23 protein-coding genes and 2 riboswitches are annotated in these 23,199 nt (G+C 41.5%); of the genes, 19 read left to right on the top strand and 4 right to left on the bottom strand.

From position 1 onward, the window contains the following. Window positions 1-68 precede the first annotated feature (68 nt). The 3 genes from C5695_RS19500 to C5695_RS19490 all read left to right on the top strand — a co-directional run bounded on the left by C5695_RS19500 (window position 69) and on the right by C5695_RS19490 (window position 3,288). On the top strand, window positions 69-2,450 hold the full coding sequence (locus tag C5695_RS19500) for an immune inhibitor A domain-containing protein (protein WP_117732673.1): 2,382 nt from the start codon (window positions 69-71) through the stop codon (window positions 2,448-2,450). A 206-nt stretch (window positions 2,451-2,656) separates the two neighbouring features. Further along, entirely contained in the window at window positions 2,657-2,920 is a 264-nt protein-coding gene (locus C5695_RS19495; protein WP_117732671.1) for a hypothetical protein, read from the top strand. Further along, window positions 2,917-3,288, top strand: coding sequence for a DUF1304 domain-containing protein (locus C5695_RS19490; RefSeq protein WP_117732669.1), 372 nt, complete (start codon window positions 2,917-2,919; stop codon window positions 3,286-3,288). Before C5695_RS19495 ends, C5695_RS19490 begins: the two co-directional genes overlap by 4 nt. 36 nt (window positions 3,289-3,324) lie before the next feature. Here C5695_RS19490 and C5695_RS20740 read toward each other — a convergent pair whose 3' ends face one another. Next, complete coding sequence (locus C5695_RS20740; protein WP_187441352.1) at window positions 3,325-3,489, bottom strand: hypothetical protein; 165 nt, start codon at window positions 3,487-3,489, stop codon at window positions 3,325-3,327. 237 nt (window positions 3,490-3,726) lie between these two features. On the opposite strand from C5695_RS20740, the gene C5695_RS19485 reads away from it, so the two are divergent. From C5695_RS19485 to C5695_RS19435, 11 genes are all read left to right on the top strand, one after another. Then, window positions 3,727-4,383 carry a type 1 glutamine amidotransferase domain-containing protein gene (locus C5695_RS19485; RefSeq protein WP_117732667.1) on the top strand — a complete coding sequence of 219 codons (657 nt, stop codon included), beginning with the start codon at window positions 3,727-3,729 and terminating at the stop codon, window positions 4,381-4,383. Window positions 4,384-4,524: 141 nt separating this feature from the next. Further along, window positions 4,525-5,652: a hypothetical protein gene (locus tag C5695_RS19480; protein ID WP_117732665.1), complete on the top strand. Its 1,128-nt coding sequence runs from the start codon at window positions 4,525-4,527 to the stop codon at window positions 5,650-5,652. 56 nt (window positions 5,653-5,708) lie between these two features. Beyond that, window positions 5,709-5,812, top strand: a riboswitch (TPP riboswitch). Window positions 5,813-5,899: 87 nt separating this feature from the next. Beyond that, window positions 5,900-6,586: a thiaminase II gene (gene tenA / locus C5695_RS19475; RefSeq protein WP_117732663.1), complete on the top strand. Its 687-nt coding sequence runs from the start codon at window positions 5,900-5,902 to the stop codon at window positions 6,584-6,586. Continuing rightward, window positions 6,583-7,182 carry an ECF transporter S component gene (locus C5695_RS19470; RefSeq protein WP_117732660.1) on the top strand — a complete coding sequence of 200 codons (600 nt, stop codon included), beginning with the start codon at window positions 6,583-6,585 and terminating at the stop codon, window positions 7,180-7,182. Before tenA ends, C5695_RS19470 begins: the two co-directional genes overlap by 4 nt. Continuing rightward, window positions 7,157-8,755, top strand: coding sequence for an ABC transporter ATP-binding protein (locus tag C5695_RS19465; protein WP_117732658.1), 1,599 nt, complete (start codon window positions 7,157-7,159; stop codon window positions 8,753-8,755). The genes C5695_RS19470 and C5695_RS19465 overlap by 26 nt, the downstream gene beginning before the upstream one ends. After that, complete coding sequence (locus C5695_RS19460; RefSeq protein WP_117732655.1) at window positions 8,745-9,479, top strand: energy-coupling factor transporter transmembrane component T family protein; 735 nt, start codon at window positions 8,745-8,747, stop codon at window positions 9,477-9,479. Before C5695_RS19465 ends, C5695_RS19460 begins: the two co-directional genes overlap by 11 nt. Before the next feature lie 135 nt (window positions 9,480-9,614). Beyond that, a complete protein-coding gene (locus C5695_RS19455) occupies window positions 9,615-10,469 on the top strand; it encodes a methyl-accepting chemotaxis protein (protein WP_423749840.1) in 855 nt (284 codons plus the stop codon). Between the two features lie 174 nt (window positions 10,470-10,643). Next, on the top strand, window positions 10,644-11,459 hold the full coding sequence (locus C5695_RS19450) for a YwqG family protein (RefSeq protein ID WP_117732653.1): 816 nt from the start codon (window positions 10,644-10,646) through the stop codon (window positions 11,457-11,459). Window positions 11,460-11,693: 234 nt separating this feature from the next. Further along, the gene (gene licT / locus C5695_RS19445) at window positions 11,694-12,527 is read left to right on the top strand and encodes a BglG family transcription antiterminator LicT (RefSeq protein WP_117732651.1); all 834 of its coding nucleotides are present in this window, start codon (window positions 11,694-11,696) and stop codon (window positions 12,525-12,527) included. A gap of 327 nt (window positions 12,528-12,854) precedes the next feature. Then, window positions 12,855-14,762: a beta-glucoside-specific PTS transporter subunit IIABC gene (locus C5695_RS19440; protein ID WP_117732649.1), complete on the top strand. Its 1,908-nt coding sequence runs from the start codon at window positions 12,855-12,857 to the stop codon at window positions 14,760-14,762. Next, window positions 14,734-16,152, top strand: coding sequence for an aryl-phospho-beta-d-glucosidase (locus C5695_RS19435; RefSeq protein ID WP_117732647.1), 1,419 nt, complete (start codon window positions 14,734-14,736; stop codon window positions 16,150-16,152). Before C5695_RS19440 ends, C5695_RS19435 begins: the two co-directional genes overlap by 29 nt. Window positions 16,153-16,205: 53 nt before the next feature. Here C5695_RS19435 and C5695_RS19430 read toward each other — a convergent pair whose 3' ends face one another. The 3 genes from C5695_RS19430 to pepT form a co-directional block, all read right to left on the bottom strand. Continuing rightward, the gene (locus C5695_RS19430; protein ID WP_117732645.1) at window positions 16,206-17,330 is read right to left on the bottom strand and encodes a 5-methyltetrahydropteroyltriglutamate--homocysteine S-methyltransferase; all 1,125 of its coding nucleotides are present in this window, start codon (window positions 17,328-17,330) and stop codon (window positions 16,206-16,208) included. An 87-nt stretch (window positions 17,331-17,417) separates the two neighbouring features. Continuing rightward, window positions 17,418-17,530: riboswitch (SAM riboswitch) on the bottom strand. Between the two features lie 183 nt (window positions 17,531-17,713). Next, window positions 17,714-17,893 (bottom strand): hypothetical protein, encoded by a 180-nt coding sequence (locus C5695_RS19425; protein ID WP_117732643.1) that lies wholly within the window; start codon window positions 17,891-17,893, stop codon window positions 17,714-17,716. 287 nt (window positions 17,894-18,180) lie between these two features. Further along, on the bottom strand, window positions 18,181-19,413 hold the full coding sequence (pepT, locus tag C5695_RS19420) for a peptidase T (protein WP_117732641.1): 1,233 nt from the start codon (window positions 19,411-19,413) through the stop codon (window positions 18,181-18,183). A 226-nt stretch (window positions 19,414-19,639) separates the two neighbouring features. On the opposite strand from pepT, the gene C5695_RS19415 reads away from it, so the two are divergent. The 5 genes from C5695_RS19415 to C5695_RS19395 all read left to right on the top strand — a co-directional run bounded on the left by C5695_RS19415 (window position 19,640) and on the right by C5695_RS19395 (window position 23,050). Next, entirely contained in the window at window positions 19,640-19,963 is a 324-nt protein-coding gene (locus C5695_RS19415) for a WXG100 family type VII secretion target (protein WP_117732639.1), read from the top strand. 4 nt (window positions 19,964-19,967) lie between these two features. Further along, window positions 19,968-21,164: a DUF6861 domain-containing protein gene (locus C5695_RS19410; protein WP_117732637.1), complete on the top strand. Its 1,197-nt coding sequence runs from the start codon at window positions 19,968-19,970 to the stop codon at window positions 21,162-21,164. A gap of 12 nt (window positions 21,165-21,176) precedes the next feature. Continuing rightward, complete coding sequence (locus C5695_RS19405) at window positions 21,177-21,935, top strand: hypothetical protein (protein ID WP_117732635.1); 759 nt, start codon at window positions 21,177-21,179, stop codon at window positions 21,933-21,935. 21 nt (window positions 21,936-21,956) lie between these two features. Beyond that, window positions 21,957-22,484: a YfjD family protein gene (locus tag C5695_RS19400; protein WP_117732633.1), complete on the top strand. Its 528-nt coding sequence runs from the start codon at window positions 21,957-21,959 to the stop codon at window positions 22,482-22,484. A 98-nt stretch (window positions 22,485-22,582) separates the two neighbouring features. Continuing rightward, entirely contained in the window at window positions 22,583-23,050 is a 468-nt protein-coding gene (locus tag C5695_RS19395) for a helix-turn-helix domain-containing protein (protein WP_117732631.1), read from the top strand. Window positions 23,051-23,199 lie beyond the last annotated feature (149 nt).

The raw sequence follows: 23,199 nt of genomic DNA, 5'->3' as shown, positions 1-23,199 counted from the left end.
TCGACTTAACTATATTGGAATATGCTAGAATGAGATATTATTTATTACCAAATTAGGGAGGAACTAAGATGAAAAAATGGAAATGGACGAGCGTTGCATTAACAGCTGTCCTCAGTTTAGGCACATTGACAGCTTTCAGCACCCCTCTATCTGCCCACACCACAGAGAAATCAACATCCTCAGATGGCGGTCATTACTCAGGTATTCCATTTGACGCAAGTGTCGTGAATGAAGACCGTCTCATCAAAGCCTTGAAAAAACAAGGAAAGATCAAAAAGAATGCCAATGAGGCAGAAACCCAAAAAGCATTAAAGAACTATCTAAAGAAAAAAGAAGAATCTGCCATGAAACAAAGTGCCAGCACCTTAACAGAAGAGCCTGAATTCCTGAAAGAATACAAACAAGACGTACATAACAAACTAGCTAAAAAGAAAAAGTTAAATAAGCATAAAGGAAAAGAAGGTAAACAAGTAAAACCGGTCAAAAAGGAAAAATATAAAGGCGACGTTCGCAATGATAAGGTATTGGTTTTATTAGTAGATTTTAAAGATTATAAGCATAATAGTATTAAAAAAGAAGAGACTGATATGTACTATGACAAGTACGATCAGCAGCACTATCAAGACATGCTTTTCGGAAAAAATGGCTACATCGGTCCAGATGGGAAACGAAAAGTATCCATGAAGCAATATTATGAGAAGCAGTCTGGCGGCAGTTACACGGTCAGTGGAAAAGTTGCTGGCTGGTATACAGCGAAGCATGAAGCTGCTTATTATGGCGGGAACGTACCTGACGAATCAGGCAGTGATGGCAGACCGCGTGAATTGGTGAAAGAAGCCCTCGAAGCTGCAGCAAATGACCCGAACATTGATCTCGGTGATTATGATCAATGGGACCGATATGATAAGGATGGTGACGGCGTTTATAACGAACCAGACGGCATCATTGATCATTTGATGGTCGTTCATGCTGGCGTAGGTGAAGAAGCTGGTGGCGGACAACTCGGCTCTGATGCGATTTGGTCGCACCGCTGGTCACTTGGTGATGTATTTGAAATTCCAAACACTGAATCTGAAGCCGGGCAAGGTGGAAAATTAGGTGCGTTAGATTACACCATCGAGCCTGAAGATGGAGCGGCAGGTGTGTTCACACATGAATTCGGACATGACCTTGGCCTTCCTGATGAGTATGACACACAATACACAGGCAACGGCGAGCCCGTTTCATACTGGTCGATCATGTCAAGCGGAAGCTGGGCAGGTAAAGTCCCTGGTACAGAACCAACAGGCTTTAGTCCATATGCGAAAGAAATGCTTCAAAATTTGCATGGCGGTAACTGGCTTACTGGACAAACCATTGATGGTAAAACATTAAAGAAAAGCAAAACAGTACTGATTGATGAAGCAGCAACAAAAGGAACGAACCATGATGCAGTTCGAGTAGATTTACCAGATAAAGAGATTGTCGTGACGAAGCCTGCTCAAGGACAATATTCGTACTTCAGCGGAACAGGTGACAATTTAAATGCGACGATGACGACAACGGGTATCGATTTGTCGCAGGGGAGCAAAGCAGAGCTTACATTTAAAGCATGGTACGATATTGAAGAAGATTATGATTATGCGTATGTAGAAGTACGTGAAACAGGAACTGATCAATGGAAGACGATTGCTGGTAGCATCACGAATGATCGAAATGAAGCAGGTGCGAATGAAGGCAATGGAATTGACGGGACATCGGACGGCTGGGTAGATGCAGCCTTTGATCTTTCTGCTTATGCAGGGAAGAAAATCGACCTGCAATTCCGCTATACAACCGATGCAGGCTATTCACTGCCAGGCTTATTTGTAGATGATGCAAATATCACAGCAGGTGGAACGAAAGTGTGGTCAGATGATGCCGAGGGCACGTCTACATTCACTTTTAACGGATTCTCAAAATCTAATGGAAAACAATACGCAGCCCAATACTATTTACTAGAGTGGCGCTCTTATGCTGACGTTGATAAAGGCTTAAAGCATATCAAACGCGGTGCAAGCCTCATGAGTTATAATAACGGGTTGGTCGTGTGGTATGTGGATCAATCTTATAGTGATAACTGGGTAGGAAATCATCCAGGGAACGGTTTCCTTGGGGTAGTAGATGCAGATCAACAAGTATTGAAATGGAGTGACGGCTCCATTGCTGCCACTGGCTTCCAAGTACATGATGCAGCATTTTCTTTGAATCCAAGTACGAAGCTGAATATTGATTATACAGCGACAACAGGCTTAACGCTGGAAGATCGCTATATTCGTCCGACTCGTACATTTAGTGATAAAAAGAATTATGTGAATCCAAACAACCCAGATGCAGGACGCGATGTACCGACATATGGCTTATCCTTTAAAGTCGTTGGACAGAGTAAGGATCGTTCAGTTGGAAAGGTATTAATTTCTAAAAGTAACTAAATAGAAAGCCGGATTCTATGACTGAATCCGGCTTTTTAATATGATAAGAAATTGATTTTGATGAAAAGGACAGCTTTTTCATCGAATGTCTGTTCTTTTTATTTTGATATCCGAATGAAACCATTATATAATAGAGTCTGGAAAGTTTTTCTTTCATTCATAGTTCTTTTTAGCTGTTAAAACCCAGGAAAGGATGAGCGTTACCAATGAGTTGTGTCACTGCCAAGCAATTAAAAGTGATTCGAGGAACGATGCAGACTTTTTGCAGCCATTTGGAGTATGATGGTCATGGAAAGCTTCATATCAATACCATCATGGCTTTTATTAAAAAGGAATTCGGTGTAAGAAAAATGAAAGACATTCCGCAAAGCCGTTTTACTGAAGTACTTGAATTAATACAAGATTTTGATTTATACACGGATAAAATAGAGATTCGTGATCGTCTATCAGAAAGGAATCAACTAAATTGAATATTTTAGCAATGATTTTAGTAGGAATTGTCGCATTAGAACACATTGTCATTATGTTATTAGAAATGTTTTTTATGGAATCGAAAATGGCAAAAAGATCCTTTAAGCTACCAGAGCATTTGCAACAGGATCCAAATGTAAAAGTGATGTTTGCCAATCAGGGGCTTTATAATGGGTTCTTAGCTGCTGGACTCATTTGGGGGCTTATTCTCGGATCGAATACGGTTGGTTATATGATTCAGCTATTTTTCATTCTTTGTGTGATCATCGCTGCGGTATTTGGTGGTGTGACATCTAATAAATCAATCATCATCAAGCAAGGAGTACCAGCGCTGCTTGCATTAATTGCGCTGATCCTGGCAATTTAGCCATAAATAAGGCCGCCCTATGCCCTAGGGCGGCTCTTATCTTTTTCGAAGGCCCATCAAACGAATAATGGATGTCAGGCAAAGAGCCACGGCAACAGCCAAGATGATTTTTCCATACATGACCCCTGTTAGGTTCATCAAAAAGACAGCCAATATGATACAGAGCGTGATGAGGATCATCACAATCGAATACGTTTTCATCTCTTTTCCACTCCCATCCGAGAGATCTACCAATTTCACCTTATATGATATCACTCAATGACAATTTTACATGAATTTCCCTATCAATAGAATGTGACATATTAATTAGATTTGATGTCATGCCATATTTTTTAGAAAATCGGGTATACCATAAAAAATGCACTGAAGTTTAATTGCTTGATATTTAATTGCGCAAAATATAAAATAACCACATGATGAATCGAAAGGATGATCAAGATGAGTAAGAAAGTATTATTAGTATCGACAAGCAGTTCCGAAATGAACGGACATCCAACAGGCTTATGGCTAGAAGAATTGGCAGAGCCATTTCATATTTTTAAAGAAAATGAACTAGATGTACAAATTGTCTCTATTCAAGGAGGCACTGTCCCTATTGATAAAAACTCCATTCCAGAAGGGGTTCCAGCGCAATATCAAGGTGTATATGAATTACTTCAAGACACAAAGGCGCTTACAGATGTGAGCCCAGCTGAGTTTGATGGTATCTTCTTTGCGGGAGGACACGGCCCAATGATCGACTTTGCATCTAACCAATTGGTAGCTGATGCAATCTTAGCTGTTTCAGACAAAAATGGTGCAGTCGGAGCGGTTTGTCATGGCGTTTCAGCATTCGTAGATGTGAAGGGCCAAGATGGCAAATCATTTATCGAAGGCAAAAAAATCACTGGTTTCACGAACGAGGAAGAGGAAGCTGTTCAACTAACATCAAAGGTTCCATTTTTATTGGAAACAAAACTTCGTGAGCAAGGGGCAGCGTTTGAAAAAGGGGATGCCTTTGCGCCATTCGCTGTAGTTGACGGGCAAATCATTACTGGACAAAATCCAGGTTCCAGTGCAGAAACAGCACGCCTGTTTGTTAAAACCATTGCATAAATTGACCAAAAACCAGCCGCCACTTTTGCGGCTGGTTTTTTTGTTATAAAAATGCCCTAAAAAAGACCAAAACAATTAATGGAATAATGGTAAAATGATCACAGGGTAAAAAACCCAAATGAGGGAAAAGGGGATGTTCCTGTGAGAGCGTTTTATGTAAAAATCACTGCCGCTTTACTGTCCGTTTTACTTGTGACAACAGGTCTATTTTCACCAGCATTAAAAGCAGAAGAAGCACCGAAATCAGATGGGAAATTGTCACCACTGACGGAAAAAGCCATTCAGCAAGTGCAAGAGTCATTTTTGAAGCAGGATGAAGGAACCGCGATCCAACAAAAGCAACTGAAAAAATCTTTTAAAGTAGATAAGAAAAATGGAATCAGTATCAAACGAAAAGCGGCTAAAGATGGCAAGATGCGTACATCTGCCGTTCGCTCCATTGATGGACTAGCCATCAATCAATCGGCTGTTTTATCAGAGGACGACCCAGTTGATCTATGGCTTTTAAGCACGTCTTCACCTCAGGCACTCATCAGCCGGATTACCTCTTCAAATCCTGATTATTTCGTTCAATTATTTGTTGTTGATTATGAAACTGGACAAGCCTATCCGACGGACCTGATTCAGCCGGCAGGCAGTCTCCTTGGTTTGACCAATTTACCAGCAGGTGATTACGCATTCGGTATCACAAGCGGCGGAGATTTCGGAGACTCTTACACGTTACAAGTGAATGCAAAAAACCCGCCCAGCTTCACAGGGGCTGTATCCATATCGTCCAACTTGCAATACTTTGTAGCTGAGTATGCGAATGGGGATGTTTTCGCTAATGGGACTAAAGTGTATAACAAACAATCTAAGACCGCCGATTATAAATGGGAGCGTGTATTTTATTTTTCATATGACGGAAAATATGATCAGAGAACCCATTCTGTTGAAAGTGTGAAAGTGAAAAGTATTTCGGCACCAGTATCGTACTCTGCTCCTTATGCGAGTTCATCTGAGGCTATTCTCGTCTACTTAGATGTGGAGACGTTATTTATGTATCATGAATCATCGTTTGCTAGCGGGCAATACTACCATAGTAGCTTTGTTGATACACTTGGGAAGACAACGCCAAGGCGTTTAGATATTGATGATATGACAAATTACGGTGATCATATTTTAGCGGTTGATTTGAAAACAGGAAAGCCAATTGATTTCTTCAGTGTCCTTAATTTTTACTATGCTGCAGGGATCGAGAAGCTGCCTACGATCAGAACGTTGAATTAAGAAAGGCGGTTGACATCAAATCGCCACATGTGTAGAGTAAAGATAATTAAATGACAGAAGTCCACTAGGGGAGTCATGTATGACTGAGACAAGAGAAAATCTTGGACCCTTTGAACCTGATCTAGTTTGTACTAGCGGAGGGAAGTGGAGCTGGACCTTGTCTTATTCATGCTTGAATCGATAAGAAGGCCGCTCCATTTGGGGTGGCTTTTTCATTTATTCAACTGAAGAAGAGGAGGCTTTTTTTATGACATTTTCAGCGCAATTAAGACAAGAAGCAGAACCATTATTTGAAGCCATTTATCAGCATCCGTTTGTCAGAGGACTGGCATTAGGAAAGCTGGAAAAGGAACAGATCATTCATTATGTCAAACAGGATGCAGAATACTTACATGCTTTTATTAAAATTTATGCAGCGGCGCTCAGCAGATGTACAGACAGAGAGGATGTTGCTTTTTTCCATCAGCACATTGCGTTTGTACTAGATAGTGAGACGCACCCTCATCAAAACCTTTGCCGAGTGGCAGGTGTGGCTTATGATGAACTGCAAGGTGCCTCTTTGGCGCCAAGTGCTCATCATTATATTCATCACATGCTGCAAGTGGCCCGGGAAGGCACACTTGGGGAAATCATCGCTGTCCTGCTTCCATGCCCTTGGACGTATTGGGAAATTGGAAAACGAATGCTTTCAGACGTGCAGCCTGAACCGTCACATCCATTTTATGAGTGGATCACGTTTTATGGAGGGTTAACCGACTCTATCACAGTGGAGCTTTGCGAGCGGCTTGATGAGCTGGCGGAAGAAGCTAGCGAGAAAGAAAAGGAAAAAATGAAACAGCACTTTATGCTAAGCTGCCAACTTGAATACAAGTTTTGGGAAATGGCGTTTACGGTGGAAGAGTGGCCAGTTCCAATGGAGGTGCATTCTTCATGACATGGAAGATGAAAGAAGTCGTTCTTGCTGTCATCTTATCCGTTGCGTGCGGTGTCATCTATTTAGGTTGGTCTACGCTTTACTTACCGATAACAGCACTAGTTGGTCCAGCAGGAGGCAACATCATGTTTGGCATTTGGGTGATCGCGAGTCCAATCGTGGCGTATATCATCCAAAAGCCGGGAGCTGCCCTGATTGCAGAAACAGCTGCCGCCGCTGTGGAGCTACTGACAGGCAGCCACTTCGGTCTTTCAGCCCTGCTGATTGGTGTATGCCAAGGGCTTGGGGCAGAAATCGCCTTCGCTCTTTTTGGGTATAAACGATATCGGATGTGGACATTGATGCTATCAGGTGCCTTTGCGGCTGTTGGAGCCATGGCATACAGCCTCGTTGCGAATGGTTTTGGTTATTACACACCTCAAGTTTTACTCATCACACTGGTGACCCAAATCATTAGTGGGATGATACTAGGCGGATGCTTAGCGAAAGTTGTGGTGGACGCATTAACCAAAACTGGTGTACTGAATCAATATGCCATCATGAAAGAAAAACGAAACAAAGGTGATCAGCATGGGTTCATTTCTCGCGTGCAATGATCTGACTGTCCGTTTTTATGAACGACATCAGCCCGTTCTGCATCAAATCTCTCTTTCCATTCAAAAAGGAGAAAAGGTGCTAATTTTAGGACCAAGCGGCAGCGGTAAATCTACGCTCATGTCAGTTCTGGCTGGCATCATTCCAGAACATATAGAAGCAGACGTGCAGGGCGAAGTGACCCTACAAAGACATACAGGCGTCATGTTTCAAGACCCTGATTCCCAGTTTTGTATGCACCGCGTCAATGAAGAAATTGCCTTTAGCTTAGAGAACCGTTCCGTCCCACGTGAAGAGATGGATGATATGATTCAGCAGCTCATGGTAAAAGTCCAACTGGATGTTGATCCGAATACAGATATTCATACATTATCTGGCGGCATGAAGCAGCGATTGGCACTTGCTTGTTTACTAGCATTACAGCCAGATGTTCTATTTTTTGATGAACCAACCGCACAGCTTGACCCAGCAGGAAGAATGGAGGTTTTCCAACTGTTGCAGCAGCTTGCAGCTGATCAGCGACAAACTATGATCTTTGTAGAACATGTGCTAGACGGTGTCATCGAATGGATGGACCGAGTGATTTTATTAAATGATCAAGGAGGCATTTTAGCAGATGGATCTCCAAAAGATGTGCTCGCGACTTATGAACAAGAGATGAAAGAGGCAGGAATTTGGCGGCCAAAATTATTTCCCGAGAAATGGTCCGAGATCATTCAAGATCCATTTCATCCAATGAGTTATGCGCTTATGCAAACCTTTGATGCAAGAAAAGAGCAGCAAAAAAAAGTGCCATCAATCGATCAAGAGACCATCATTCGCACAAATGACCTTCAATTAAGTTATGGAAAAAAAAGAATTATGAGCGATCTTCAGCTGGAAATCCAGGCAGGAGATTTTGTGGCGATCATTGGGGAAAATGGGAGCGGTAAAAGCACATGTCTCAAACATTTGATTCGTTTAGAGCCAGTGAAAAAAGGTCGCATTTTCTTAAAAGAAACACCTCTCAAAAAGTGGTCTGACCGCCAACTATATGAAAAAACAGGCTTTGTGTTTCAAAATCCAGAGCTTCAATTCATACAAGATACAGTCTACGATGAAATCGCATTTGGCGGAAGGCAGCGTAATTGGCCAGAATCCGTTGTGCAAGAAAAGACGGTTCAGTTATTGAAAGAGTTTGGTTTAGAGAAGCATGCAAAAGCGCATCCTTTCACCTTAAGTTTGGGGCAGAAAAGAAGATTAAGTGTCGCCACGATGCTCCTTTTTGATCAGGATGTATTGCTGTTAGACGAACCAACTTTCGGACAGGATGAAAGAACAGCGAAGGAATTAATGAAGCGGTTGAAAGAGCGTCAACGCCAAGGCACCACCATTTTAATGGTCACACATGATATGGATCTTGTCGATGAGTGCGCCGATCAAGTACTTCTTTTTCACCAAGGGAAGCATGTGTATGATGGCACGCCCTATGATTTATTTTCAAATCAGAAACTTGTCGAGGCTTATGATCTGAAAGTACCCTTGCATTATCGCTATGTGGCGGAAAGAAAGGATGTGCTGACCGTTGCAAAGTAATCACTCCTTTCTTTCCGCTGTGAATCCAGTCATAAAATTATTCGCTCATCTGCTTGCAATGTGCTGTCTCATGGCCATTTCCGACCCTAAGACAACCTTCATCATCTGGCTGTTTGCACTTGGGATTGGACTTGTTTTAGGCGGATGGAATATGAAGTACCTTCTCACAAGACTTGTCCCTTATCTATTCTTTTTTATTCTTGTGTTTTGGATGATGGCTGCCTTTGGCAAAGGGGATCACACTGTTTGGAAGTGGGCTTGGTTTCATATCACAGAGGAGAGTTTAAGAAATGGACTCACCATCGCTTTCAGAATGCTTGGATTTGTGACATTTGGTCTTCTTTTTACGTCCACAACAGACTTGACGGCATTTATGATGAGCCTGATTCATCAATGTAAAATGTCGCCAAAATGGGCGTATGGGATGCTTGCCGGCTTCCGGTTTATCCCGTTATTTCAAAATGAATTAAAACAAATGAAGGCGGCACATAAAATTAGAGGCTATAAGCAAAAAAACAGCTGGAAAGCTTTTATGCGCTATGCTCTTCCTCTTTTTACACAAGGCGTACGAAAATCAGAACGTTTAGCCATTGCGATGGAAGCACGAGGCTTCACTGGGACGAGAGAGCGGACGTATTATCATGTCATCAGCACTTCGTGGATTGACTATCTATATCTTTTGCTCATCGGTATCAGTGTCTTCATGTGCACAATCTTTTTTTAAAAACACCCACATTCTCTAAATAGAATGTGGGCTTTTTAGATGTATTAGGTCATTTGATTGATATTGGTACACATTACAGGCTGTAATAGATCATATAACGAACCGATAAAGAGGGTGTACTGAGAAAAAGAGAGGATGAACGTGAGCGAAATGACACAGAGAATTGATAACATAATAGACGCTTTACCAATTATTGGACTAGCGATGAGAGAGCAGCTAACCTTTTCTGTTTTAGGGAAAGAGAAGGTTCTTTATTATCAGCAGCATGGAAACATTGACTTAGGATTTAAAGCTGGGGACACAGTAGCTCCAGGGTTTGAGAATTTTTCTATGCTGAAAAATGGGAGAGAGCCGTCGTTTATCCAAATTCCGAAAGAAGTATACGGAATTCCAATGGATATTGTAGCCATTCCAGTTAAAGATGAGACGGGTCAAGTAATCGCTGCCTTCTGCGTGGCCTATGATCAGACCAATCAACAACGATTAGATCACATCATGACGGAGAGCAACCAAGCTTCCGAAAAACTAGTCGCAATGGTACAGCAAGTTGCCGCACACTCAGAGGAACTACAAGCGACAAGTGAACAAATTCTACAAAACACGAAAACCACTGTCGAAAATTCCTCTAAAATCAATCAAGTGTCCAACCTAATTAAGGGTATCTCTGATCAAACGAATTTACTTGGTCTCAATGCATCCATCGAAGCTGCCAGAGTAGGTGAAGCAGGAGCAGGCTTTGGAGTGGTTGCAACGGAAGTGAGAAAGCTGTCAACTCACGCGAAACAAGCGACGACTGATATTGAAACAGCGCTCAAAGATGTGCAAGGATCGATTAAAGGAATGGAAGAAGAAATTGCACAGATTGTCGCTTCCTCTGAGCATCAAGCAGAGCTTGTAAGTACGTTTACAAAAATTATTGAAGGTCTTCACGAAACAAATGAAACGATGAAATCCCTGGCAGAAGACTTAGTAAACTATCAAGTGAAATAAAAAAGTATTTTGATTAAAACCTCCAGATAAATCGGAGGTTTTTTTACGTTTTAAGGTGGGAAAGTTGTTAGGATATTGACCGATTTATCGCTGACAGGCAAGGTACACTTCTGTATGATAGAAAAAGAGATACTAGTTTGGTCATGATAACGATACATAAGGAGGAAGACCATCTTGACACAATCAGCGAAGCTGCAAGAAATATTAGCACCTTACCGTACAAAATTGGATCAAACGGAACAGCCCATGATTCAATTACAGATGAAACAGGGAAAAACAGGACCATACGACAGCAAAATTGCAGGGGATCCTTACTTCCCAAAACATGACGAATATCCAGTTGACGGTGAAGGACACCCTATGAAGCTATTGGCACAAATCAATTTTGGCCAGCTACCGAAACTTGAAAATTATCCAGAAACAGGGCTTCTGCAAATTTTTATTTCTGTGCATGATGATCTATATGGGATGAATATTGATCATAAGACAGAGCAAAAAGATTTCCGTATCAAATTCATTGAAGAACCTTTTTTAGCTGAAGAAGATTTGTTGACGGATTTTTCTTTTGTGAAAATCCCTGATGATTTTTATTTTCCTGTTATGAAGGAAGGCGCAATAACAGGTGAACGTTCAAGCGAAACAATCAGTGTAGGAGATTTTCGCTTTGACAAAATCACAGGTAAACGAAGCTGGGACCTATTCGAAGATGTAGAAGGAATTGATGGGGATGAAGCAGATGCCTTGCTAGATGAATTTTATGAGACAGCAAGTGGATTTGGTCACAAATTGGGCGGATATCCTGGCTTTACACAAGAGGACCCGCGTACCTATGAAGACCAAGAACATACCGTTTTATTAATACAAATCGACTCAGATGATGAAGTGGATTTGTTGTGGGGAGATTGCGGAATCGCCAACTTTTTTATCAAGCCAGAAGATCTAAAACGAAAAAATTTCGAAAATGTCGTCTATAATTGGGATTGCTCCTGATTTTGTAAAAAACATCCTTTAAACACTCTTTATAGAGTGTTTTTATGTATGTTTTTAGACTTTTTTGCCCCTATTTCGTCATTTTTGAGAGGTAATATGTCATTCTTTCTAGTTGACCGTATCAAAAAAAAATGTAAAATCATCTTAAAGTCCTCTTTTTTGAAAATAATAATAAAATGACATCTCAATCAACAATAAATACTCGAAAAAGCGGAATGTACTGGGGGGTATCAATTGATCATTTCGAAAGTAATCAATAATAATGTGGTCAGTGCGTATGATGACGAGCAGCATGAGCTGGTCATTATGGGCAGAGGGATCGCTTTTCAAAAGAAAAGTGGAGACCCGATTGACGAAGAACGTATTGAAAAAGTATTTTCCATTCAAAATAAAGATATATCAGAAAAATTCAAAACCCTGCTTTATGATATTCCAATCGAGTATATGCAAGTGTGTGAGGCGATTATTGATCATGCGAGAACAACCCTTAACAAAAATTTGAATGATAGCATCTATGTGACGCTGACAGATCATATCACCTTTGCTATTGAACGTCATCAAAAAGGAATGGACATTAAAAATGCGTTACTTTGGGAAATCAAACGGTTGTACAAAGAGGAATTCATGTGTGGTGTAGAAGCGATTCGGATTATTCAGGACAAGCTCAACATTCATCTTCCTGAGGATGAAGCGGGTTTTATTGCCATGCATATTGTCAATGCAGAGCTCAATGAAGAAATGCCGAACGTGATTCAAATTACCAAACTCATTCAGGATATTTTAAATATCGTTAAGTATCACTTTCAAATCGATTTAGACGAGGAATCATTAAACTACTTCCGTTTTGTTACGCATTTGAAGTTTTTTGGACAGCGTCTGTTTAACGAAACACAGATGGAAAATCAAAATGAATTCCTGTATGAAGTAGTAAAAGAAAAAAACACCGCTGCTTTCCAATGCGCTGAAAAAATTAACGATTATGTTCAAAAAGAATACTACCGAAGTCTCATAGAAGATGAGATGCTATATTTAACTTTGCATATCGACCGAGTGATAAAAAGAAAATAAATTCGAAAAGAAAGCGTTGACATTGTAAAATTAACATGCTAATTTATAACTATAAACAAAATAACCCACAATCTTTTAGGATTGTTACTGGTCAAGCAGGCAAAACCTAAATCATTGTCCCTATCTTTGATAAGGCGTGATTTAGGTTTTTTTATATCCAAAGACTTATAAAAATTAAATAACGATCAATCGCTATGAAGGATTGTTACTGGTTAAGCAGGCAAAACCTAAATATCGATTAATGTCTGAATCGCTATTTTTCGGACATTAATGGATGTTTAGGTTTTTTCTATATCATGATTTAATCAACGATTGGAGGGTAATACAATGAACCACAAACAAACAGCAAAAGAAGTTCTAGAGCTTGTCGGCGGTGAAAAGAATGTTAAGCACGTCACGCATTGTATGACAAGGCTTCGCTTCAACTTATACGATGAAGGCAAAGCGGATAAAGAGAAGCTGCAATCAACAGACGGGGTCATGGGTGTGAATCAAAGCGGAGGTCAATATCATGTCATTATTGGCAATGATGTTTCAAATGTCTATCAAGCGATGATTGCTGACTCAGGCCTGTCAACAGATGTAAAATCAGGCGGTACAGAAGAAGCATCAAAACAAAATGTGATATCAAAGCTTTTCGATTTTATCTCTGGTGTCTTCACACCGATTCTTCCAGCCATCGCTGGAGCCGGTATGATCAAAGGGATATTGGCACTCATGCTCACGTTCCAGTGGATATCAGATAAGAGCAGCACCTATGTGATTTTAACAGCCATTGGCGACGGCGCTTTTTACTTCTTACCGATTCTGCTTGCTGTAAGCGTAGCCAAAAAGCTTGGCACAAATCAGTATATCGCCGCTGCCATTGCAGCCGCCGCACTGCACCCGCAGTTAACGGCTTTACTAGGTGCAGGAAATACAGAATTTCTAGGCTTACCAGTGGTGGCCGTTGTGTACTCTTCATCGGTGATTCCGATTCTACTCACCATCTGGCTCGGCTCATATGTTGAAAGATTCGCAGAAAAATATAGCCCAAAATCATTGAAGATCATCCTTGTTCCAACGGTCACACTTCTTGTCGTAGTACCAATTATGCTCATCGCAGTAGGACCGCTTGGTGGGATTATCGGAAATGGCCTTTCAGGTGGAATTGATTTATTGTTCAAACATGCAGGTATTTTGGCCGGACTCTTGATCGGTGGCTTCATGTCACCATTGATCATTACGGGTATGCACTATGCACTACTTCCAATCATGATCAACAACATTACGTTAAACGGTTTTGACTTCATTCTTCCAATGATGTTTGTAGCGAATATGGCACAAGCAGGCGCAGCATTCGGTGTCTTCTTAAGATCAAAAAACAAAACATTCAAATCATTGGCGATGTCTACAAGTATCACTGCATTAATGGGTATTACTGAACCTGCTATGTACGGTGTGAACATGCGATTGAAAAAACCTTTCCTTGCAGCCCTCATTGGTGCAGCAGCAGGCGGCGTGTTCATGTCTATCTTTAAAGTAAAATCATATGTGATATCTGGATCAGCAGGTCTGCCAGGTCTCCCAACATTCATAGGCCCAACATTTGTCTACTCCATCATTGGTTTAGTCATCGGCTTTGCTGTAGCAACCATCATGACACTTGTCCTAGGATTCAAAGATGTACCAGTGAAAGATGATACAAAAGCAGACAAATCAGAAGAAAAGAAAGACACAGTAGCACTTCAAAATGAAGTGGTACAAAGCCCGCTTGAAGGTCAACTAAAGCCGCTAAATCAAGTAAATGATGCAACATTCTCTAATGAAATTATGGGTAAAGGTGCGGCCGTTGTTCCAACTGTTGGACGTGTTGTATCACCGTTCAACGGCAAAGTTGAAACCATTTTTCAAACGAAACATGCCATTGGCTTAAAGAGTGACCAAGGCACTGAGCTTCTCATCCATGTTGGAATTGATACGGTGAAGCTTGGCGGAAAACATTTTACAAGTCATGTACAGTCAGGGGATATCGTTCAAGCAGGAGATGTGCTCGTTGAATTTGATATCAAGGGCATTCAGCAAGAAGGCTATGATGTCACCACACCAATTATTGTCACCAACACAAATGATTTTGCACAAGTTGAAGCAAAAACAGATGGCACAATTACAGTGAAAGAGGCACTGCTCACAGTCAGTGTAGAAGAAAATGAGGAGGGTATTCAACATGAACAAGTTAGAAAAAACATTTCCTAAAGGTTTCTTATGGGGCGGCGCTGTTGCAGGTAACCAAATTGAAGGTGCGTATAACAAAGATGGAAAAGGCTTATCGACAGCTGATGTATCACCGCACGGTATTATGCACCCATTCGATGAATCAATGAAAGACTTGAACTTATATCATGATGCTATTGACTTCTATCATCGCTATAAAGAAGATATTGCACTCTTTGCAGAAATGGGATTCAAATGCTTCAGACTCTCTATTTCTTGGCCGCGTATTTTCCCAAATGGCGATGATGCGGAACCAAATGAAGCAGGTCTTGCTTTTTATGACAAAGTATTCGATGAACTGCATAAGCATGGAATTGAACCAGTTGTCACCATTTCTCATTATGAAATGCCGCTTGCACTTGTGAAAAACTACGGCGGATGGAGAAACCGTAAGCTTGTCGATCTTTATGAAACATACGCGAAAACGTTGTTCACCCGCTATAAAGACAAGGTGAAATATTGGATGACCTTTAATGAAATTAACGTTGTATTACATGCGCCTTTCACTGGTGGCGGACTTGTATTTGAAGAGGGCGAAGACGAGAAAAGCATTCAATATCAAGCAGCACATCACCAATTTGTTGCAAGTGCTTTAGCTGTCAAAGCAGGACACGAAATCATTCCGGATGCAAAAATCGGCTGTATGATTGCAGCGATGACAACTTATCCGTACAGCTCAAGACCAGAAGATATGTTTGCTGCAATGGATCAGGACCGTAAAACATTGTTCTTCTCAGATGTACAGGCAAGAGGCTACTACCCAGGTTACATGAAACGATACTTCCGCGAAAATGGAATTCATATTGAGATCCAAGATGGTGATGAAGACATCCTAAGAAACCATACAGTGGACTATATTGGCTTCAGCTATTACATGAGCTTTGTGACAAGTACAGATCCAGAGGTTCTTGGACAAGTGACTGGTGGTAACCTATTTGAAGGCGTGAAAAACCCTTATCTAGAAGCAAGCGATTGGGGCTGGCAAATTGATCCGAAGGGACTTCGTACAACACTTAACCAGCTATATGACCGCTACCAAAAACCATTGTTTATCGTAGAAAATGGATTGGGTGCTGTCGATCAAGTAGAAGAAGACGGATCGATTCAAGATGATTACCGAATTGATTACCTCAGAAGCCATCTACTAGAGGCGAGAGAAGCGATCGCAGACGGAGTAGACCTAATCGGTTATACAAGCTGGGGCCCAATCGACCTTGTCAGCGCATCGACAGCGGAAATGAAAAAGCGCTACGGCTTCATTTATGTCGACCGTGATAATGAAGGAAAAGGAACATTAGATAGAAAGAAAAAGAAAAGCTTTGATTGGTATAAACAAGTGATTGCTACAAATGGTGATCATTTAGATGCATAAAAGAAAAAGACAAACCGCTTATACTGCGGTTTGTCTTTTTTTCTCCAAAGGGACTATGAAGACCACACTTGATCCGCAATCTCAATCACATGACGCAGCTTTTCCCATTGCTGTTCTTCTGTTAACAAATTGCCTTCCTCTGTTGAGGCAAACCCGCATTGTGGACTCAAACAAATTTGGTTAATGTCCACATATTGAGCCGCTTCCTCAATCCGTTTTTTAATCTGTTCAACCGGCTCAAGCTCACCGTATTTTGAAGTGACAAGGCCTAGTACGATTTGAAGGTTTGGGTTTTTCACGTAGCGAAGGGGTTCAAAACCGCCAGAACGATCGTCGTCGAACTCTAAAAAGAGACCATCTAGATCTAAGCCGGCGAAAATTGTTTCTGCCGCTGCCTCGTAACCGCCTTCAGCTGCCCAAGTCGATTTAAAGTTACCACGGCAAATGTGCATGGTGATCACCAAATCCTCTGGACGATCGGCAACTGCTTCATTAATGGTCTTAGCAAACGATTCACGCAGTTCATCTTCTTCTCGGCCAAAGGCTTTGATTTGTTCATGCCCTTTTTCAGAAAAGAACACAGCCCATGCGGTATCATCTAGCTGCAAATAGCGGCAGCCAGCATCATAAAAAGCACGGATGGCTTTCTTATACGCCTGCGCTACATCATGGTGGAAGGCCTCTAAGCTGTCATAGACTCCTTCTTCAAGCTTTCCTCGGAAAAAGAGCATATTCGGGCTTGGAATGGTCATTTTAGCCGTATGATCACCAGCGATACTGTGAAGGAAACGGTAATCCTCTAGCATTGGATGATCCGTAAAATCAATCTTGCCCGTTACCTTGATGCCTCTCGCTTTTGTTGTCGTGTTGTGGAATTGAATGCCCTGATCGGCTTCAAATCCTTCAACCCCATCTAGCCCCTCAAGAAAGTCAAAATGCCACCAAGCTCGTCTGAATTCGCCATCTGTGACAACCTCTAATCCAATTTCCTTTTGTTTCTCTACAATACGTGTAATTTCTTCATTTTCAATTTGTCGGAGCTGCTCTGCTGTCAGCGTACCGTCTGCTTTTTGCTTACGTGCTTCCTTGATTCGTTCTGAGCGAAGTAAACTGCCTACTTGATCTGCGCGAAATGGCGGTTTCGTTGTTTTCTTTCCATTGATTTGTACTTGTGTCATGCTGAATCCCTTCTTTCTACAGATTAAAAATCAAATAAAAAAGCTCTTCCTTGGATAAGGAAGAGCATCATATACTGAGAGAACTCTGCCTTATCTTCAAACAAGCATTAGCTTGCTTAAGGAATTAGCACCATTCTGTTCCTAGGAACAGCGGTTGCCGGGTTTCACAGGGCCAGTCCCTCCACCACTCTTAATAAGGTTACCTTTTGATTCAATTTTCTTAATATACACAATTATTAAACCTTTTCAGCAAAAAGTCAATGGTTTTATCGTTTAATTTTCTACATGAACAAATAGCGGTAAACAAACCCGATATGGAAAAAGGAAGAATAATGCTGTTTGCTCAAATAAAAAGAGCCTCTTATTAGGCTCCCTTTTTGGATTTATACTTGTTTAGGTGCATTGTTTAGGGGATGACGACGTTTTCCATTGTAGTGGCGGCGCATACGAAAGATTTCAAACTCCGAAAGCTCTGCGCTTTTTCGTTTTGGTGTGCGGTTATCTTTTTTGAAAGAGAATAGTAAGTAGCAGCAAAGTGAAGCGATAATCAATAAAATCATCATATGACATTCCTCCAATTCATCCTATTCTTTAGTGTAGACAGGGTGAGTGATGTTTATAACTGAAAATAAGCAGCAGAATCGTTTTAGTTCTTAAGGTTCAGTTGATCTGCTAATTTAGGTCTAAAATACTGGTTGTTTTTAACTATTATATTTCCAGTTATTTCACTCGTCAAGAAGAATTTTTCTGGGGTTGTCTTTATTAGTACGAATAAATGTCATAAAAGTTTCAGAAAATTGTAAACTTTTATTAAAAAACCGTTCCCGAACAGGAACGGTTGTAAACATTTTTATGCTTTTTCTTCAAATAAACGGGCAATTTCAACGATGACTTCTGTTGCTTTCACCATGTTTTCGACAGAAATAAATTCATATTTTCCGTGGAAGTTTTCCCCGCCAGTAAAAATGTTTGGCGTTGGAAGACCTTTATATGAAAGCTGAGATCCATCTGTACCGCCGCGGATGGGTTCGATCACAGGTGTTACTGAGCGGTTTTCCATTGCTTCATGGGCAATATCCACAATATGTTTCACCGGCTCAATTTTTTCTCTCATATTATAATATTGATCTTGAATGCTGAGGGTAATGCTGTTTTCTCCATAGATGGCTTTTAAGTCATTTGCTGCTTTTTCAAACAGTGCCTTGCGATCGTTAAACTTTTCTTTATCAAAATCACGAATAATATATTGCAGCTCTGCTTCTTCGACTTCTCCTACAAACTTCGTTAGATGGAAAAATCCTTCGTATCCATCTGTATATTCAGGTGATTCATCAGAAGGAAGCTTGTTGTGGAAGAGCATTCCGATTTTTGCAGCGCTGACCATCTTGTCTTTTGCAGTTCCTGGATGGACGTTGTTGCCTTTAATTGATACTTTCGCACCTGCTGCGTTGAAGCTTTCATATTGCAGCTCGCCGAGTGGTCCGCCGTCAATAGTGTAGGCATATGAAGCACCGAAGGCCTCAACATCAAATTTGTGTGGACCTCTGCCAATTTCTTCATCTGGCGTAAAGGCGACGCGGATTTTCCCATGCTTGATGTCTGGATGCTCAATCAAGTAATGCATAGCGGTCATAATTTCTGCGATACCTGCTTTGTTATCTGCACCAAGTAGGGTTGTGCCATCTGTTGTGATCAGCGTATGTCCTTGGTACTTTTGCAAATTTGGAAACTGTGATGGAGATAAAACAATATGTAGATCTTCATTTAAGGTGATGTCGCCGCCTTGATAATTTTCATGAAGCTGCGGTTTCACATTCTTGCCGGTAAAATCTGTGGCTGTGTCAATATGAGCCAGAAAGCCAATGGTCGGCACTTCTTTGTCTGTGTTTGACGGAATCGTTCCCATGACATAGCCATTTTCATCCATTGTCACGTCTTGAATTCCAATGCTCTTCATCTCTTTAACAAGCTGTCTCGCTAGGTTCAATTGTCCTTCAGTCGATGGGCAGCTTTTCTTTTCTGCATCCGACTGCGTATCTACCTTCACATAACTTGTGAAACGCTGAATCATTTCTTCTTTCATCTATACGTCACTCCTTTTGTAGAATACGTTCATTTTATCACGTCTTGAATGCGCTTCATAACAAGAAAGGCTTTCTCTGGCAATTAGAGAGGAAAAAGGCCTACTTTCGCTTTGTGATGTGCTGAATGGTTCTTTAGGGTGATTTTTTTGGGTGTCTTTTTATTTATAATGAGGACATATAAAATCATCCATTTGTACGTTAAATTGGGAGAAAGGGGTGCGAAAGTTGGATTCTAGTCAAACGCTGGCACTCGCTCAAAAGTTTCAGGAAGCGGCAGATGAGATTCGGCAGTCAAAGCAGCTGCTTGAGAATCGGCTCAAGGCAGTAGGATCAGGCTGGCAGGGAGAAGCAAGGAATAAATTTGATCAAAGCTTTGAGGAAACAACGGCACGCTATGATCAATTTGAAAAGGACTTGCTTGAAACGAGTCAGGAACTGCGCGATGCATCGGTCAAGATCGAGGAACGGAAAGCTGAAATTGCCAGGATGGAAGAGCTTGAACGAAAGAGACGAGAAGAACGGAGAGAAAGAAACCGAGAAGGGAGATGATGTGATGGCACGTGACATTGTGGTTGATCCAGATCAGCTCACAGGGCTGGCAAATGATGTTGTAGGCGAACTGTCTGCCATCGAAACGAAGCACCGCGATTTACATAGTGAACTGGATGGTCTCATTTTAGGCTGTGATCCTCGGTATAGAAGCTGTTTTTCTGGTGTCGGGGATGCATGGGGAGCAGGACAAGCATTGATCAGTAAGTTGAGCAGTGATGATATTGCGATTCGTCATGCAACAGATAAAATGGTCGAAGCGGATGATATTTTACGAAAAATGTACAGCATTTATGATCAATATGGAACACTCACGAGCTTAGCTGGTATTGTGATGATGCAGGCGAAATACTATGGGCTTGGGATGACAACGTTTATAAAAGAGAATGGCCGGTATGCAACGCAACATTCGAAGCTGCTGCTTGATCTGACCAGCCGGGTAGAAGGAACGAGATTGGACCGTCTAGCAAGGATTTGGCTGAGTAAAAAAGAATTATTAAAACGATCAAACTGGTCGATGGCTGACTTGGTCCATAAGAAATTCACAAAATTTTACCCTGACGATACGGTTGCTTTTACAAATAGTGTGCGTGACTTTACAAAAGGAAGTATTAATTGGAAGGACACAGCTGCCATCAAGTCTGTTTTGAAAAATGGATCAAAATTTGCGAAAGGAAATGCCATCATTGCAACGGTTGTCACTGGTGCAACGGAAACGGTTGGCTGTGGGTTGAAAATTGCTGAGAACTATGCAGAATTCGGTGATCAGCCAGAAGTCCTCAAGCGCGAAAATGCAAAGGCTGTTGGAAATGCAGTGAACAATACGGCCTTTATTGCTGGTGGATCTGTCGCAGGTGCCGTTGTCGGCGGCGCTCTCGGAAGCTTTGCAGGCCCGATTGGGACCGTTGTCGGAGGAGCGATTGGTTCAGCAGTCGGTGGATTTATTGGGGAAAAGGTTGCCAAGCTGACATCCGGTTTTGCAGAGCAGGTTGCAGTGAAATTAAAGGACCCTATTCATGCGGTCGTCGATAAAGGGAAACAAGCATTCGAGCTGGCGGGTCAAGGTGTGAAAGCAGTCAATGACACCATTGATCAAGCAAATCAGGTGATACATAAAGGGATAGAAAAAACAAAAGAAACCGCGGACTCGCTGATTAAGGGTGCAGGCGATTTCTTTAAGGGTGCATTTTCTTTTGGATAAGGAGAGATCAAGTTGGATCAGCTAAGTCTAAGTATCGAGGAACTTATTTTTAGTTTTTACAGTGAAGGCTATTTTGAACAAGGCATGTCCTTAAAGGAAGCCTATTATCCTGATGTAGAGGACGAACGCCTTGGGTTTTTATTTGAAATTGCGTGCCGCTCTTTGCTCGCAAAAGGTGTACTTGAATTTCGAAACAGACAATACCGGTATAAAGGGGAATACCGTCATTTCATCCAGGCAATGAATGATGCATCTTACACCGTCAAAGCGTCTCGATTCGGAGATGGAGATGAAGAAATCAGCACCTCCTTTCATAAGACACAGGCGGGCGTGTATGCACATCATACACTTTATGATCAACAAGTACATCAGATTGAAAAACTGAAAGACGATCAGCAGGCACAGGAACAAGTAACAGCCTTTTTCAACATACAGATAAGTGATCACCCTGTATCTGTTATCACCCTCCATGCAGAGGAATTCGAAAAACTATTAGAGCAAGCAAGCGAGGGGAAAAAAGAGTGGCCTTCCTTCCTTGAACAGGCAGAGAATCAAGATCTTGTGCAGACATTTGTTTCGGATGTGCAGGCAAGAAAAGGGAAGATGGACTCTCTGATGAAGGTGATCTACGACAAAAATAATACGCCTGATGTGGAATCCATGTTGTTTGTCATTCCAGGCGAGGAATATTCGTGGCTTGTGTCAGGAATAAAAGAAAATGAATTTTGCATTGAGACGGCTCATAGAGACCGATTACGTTCTATATTCTAATGGAGAAAAGGAGAATGACACTTGAATCCAAGTGAAGTAATAGAAGTGAGGAGCAGGACCTTTTTAAGGGTATGGGCATTCTTAGCAACAGGCGGTTTTGGTATCATCGGTATTTGGCTGTTTTCAGAAGCTCTTACATTTGAATCGAATTATACATTGTTTTTATTTTTAGGCGGGCTATTAGGCATTGCTTATGGCTGGATCTCTTTCTTGATGATTCTGCCGGCTTTTATGAAGAGAGGAAATGTGATTTTTCGCATTCAGCGCGGGGTGAATGGTGCAGTTTTACATCGCGGACAAACAATCCCTTTTCAAGACATTCAATCCATTGATATGCGCAGGCATCGGTATAGTGTAAGGGGATTTCTCTTCATGGATGTGCTAATTCGGAAAATAGATGGGAAATTGATCAAGATTCCAGCGTACAGTATTTTAGACGAAGAAGTATTTGAACAAACCGTCAAACAAGAGATCTATCCACATTTAAATCAGTCTGCCCAAGAAGACTGGAAACAGCAGCATGGACAGGTAGAAGAACAGATTAATTAGGTAGTTTTTGCTAATACGCGAAAGGATGAGACGCCACTTTTTCGAAAAAATCGTGTATGATGTCAGTAAAGGCTGAACACTCGGAGAGGTGATGAGAGATGGATAAAGAGATGGTAATCGACCTCGTCACAGAACAAATGGCACGGATTCGAAAAGAAAAGAATTATACGCAGGACCGCATGGCTGAGGTACTTGGTCTATCGAAACGGCATTTGCAGCAGGTTGAAAAACACAGGCTGCGTCTCAACTGGACGCAATCTGCGGCCGTATGTGCATTATTCAGGGATAGTGACATTTTAAAAGGGACACTTGGGGATGACCCGCTTGAGATTTTGGAAGTCGTAGCACATGATGAGTTGAATCTCTCGGTTGAGCGTACGATTGGCGGAAAGGTTTGGTGGCGAACGTCTGTCAAAAAAGGCACGTTTCGTCTTCAGCAAAATGTGCTTAGTCAGCATTACCGCATCTTAGATGATGAGAATTATCGCTATTATAGTTCGTTTAATAAAGAAGAGGCAAAGCGGCGGCTAGAGGAATTAAGTCAGCTGTCTTCTCCTTATTCATAAGCAGCTGAGAGGAAAAAGAAAGAGAGGCACCCTAATGGTGCCTCTCTCAGCGTGTAGACAAACCCTCGCATTCTTTGTCAGGTCTGCGCTCCGGTGCTCACGAATGTCAAATTCGCTCCGCTCCGGTACTCGTCCTTCCTAGACTTCAA

The sequence above is a fragment of the Bacillus pumilus genome (genome assembly GCF_003431975.1).
Lineage (GTDB): Bacteria > Bacillota > Bacilli > Bacillales > Bacillaceae > Bacillus > Bacillus pumilus_N.
This window is presented reverse-complemented; position numbering and strand designations above follow the sequence as displayed.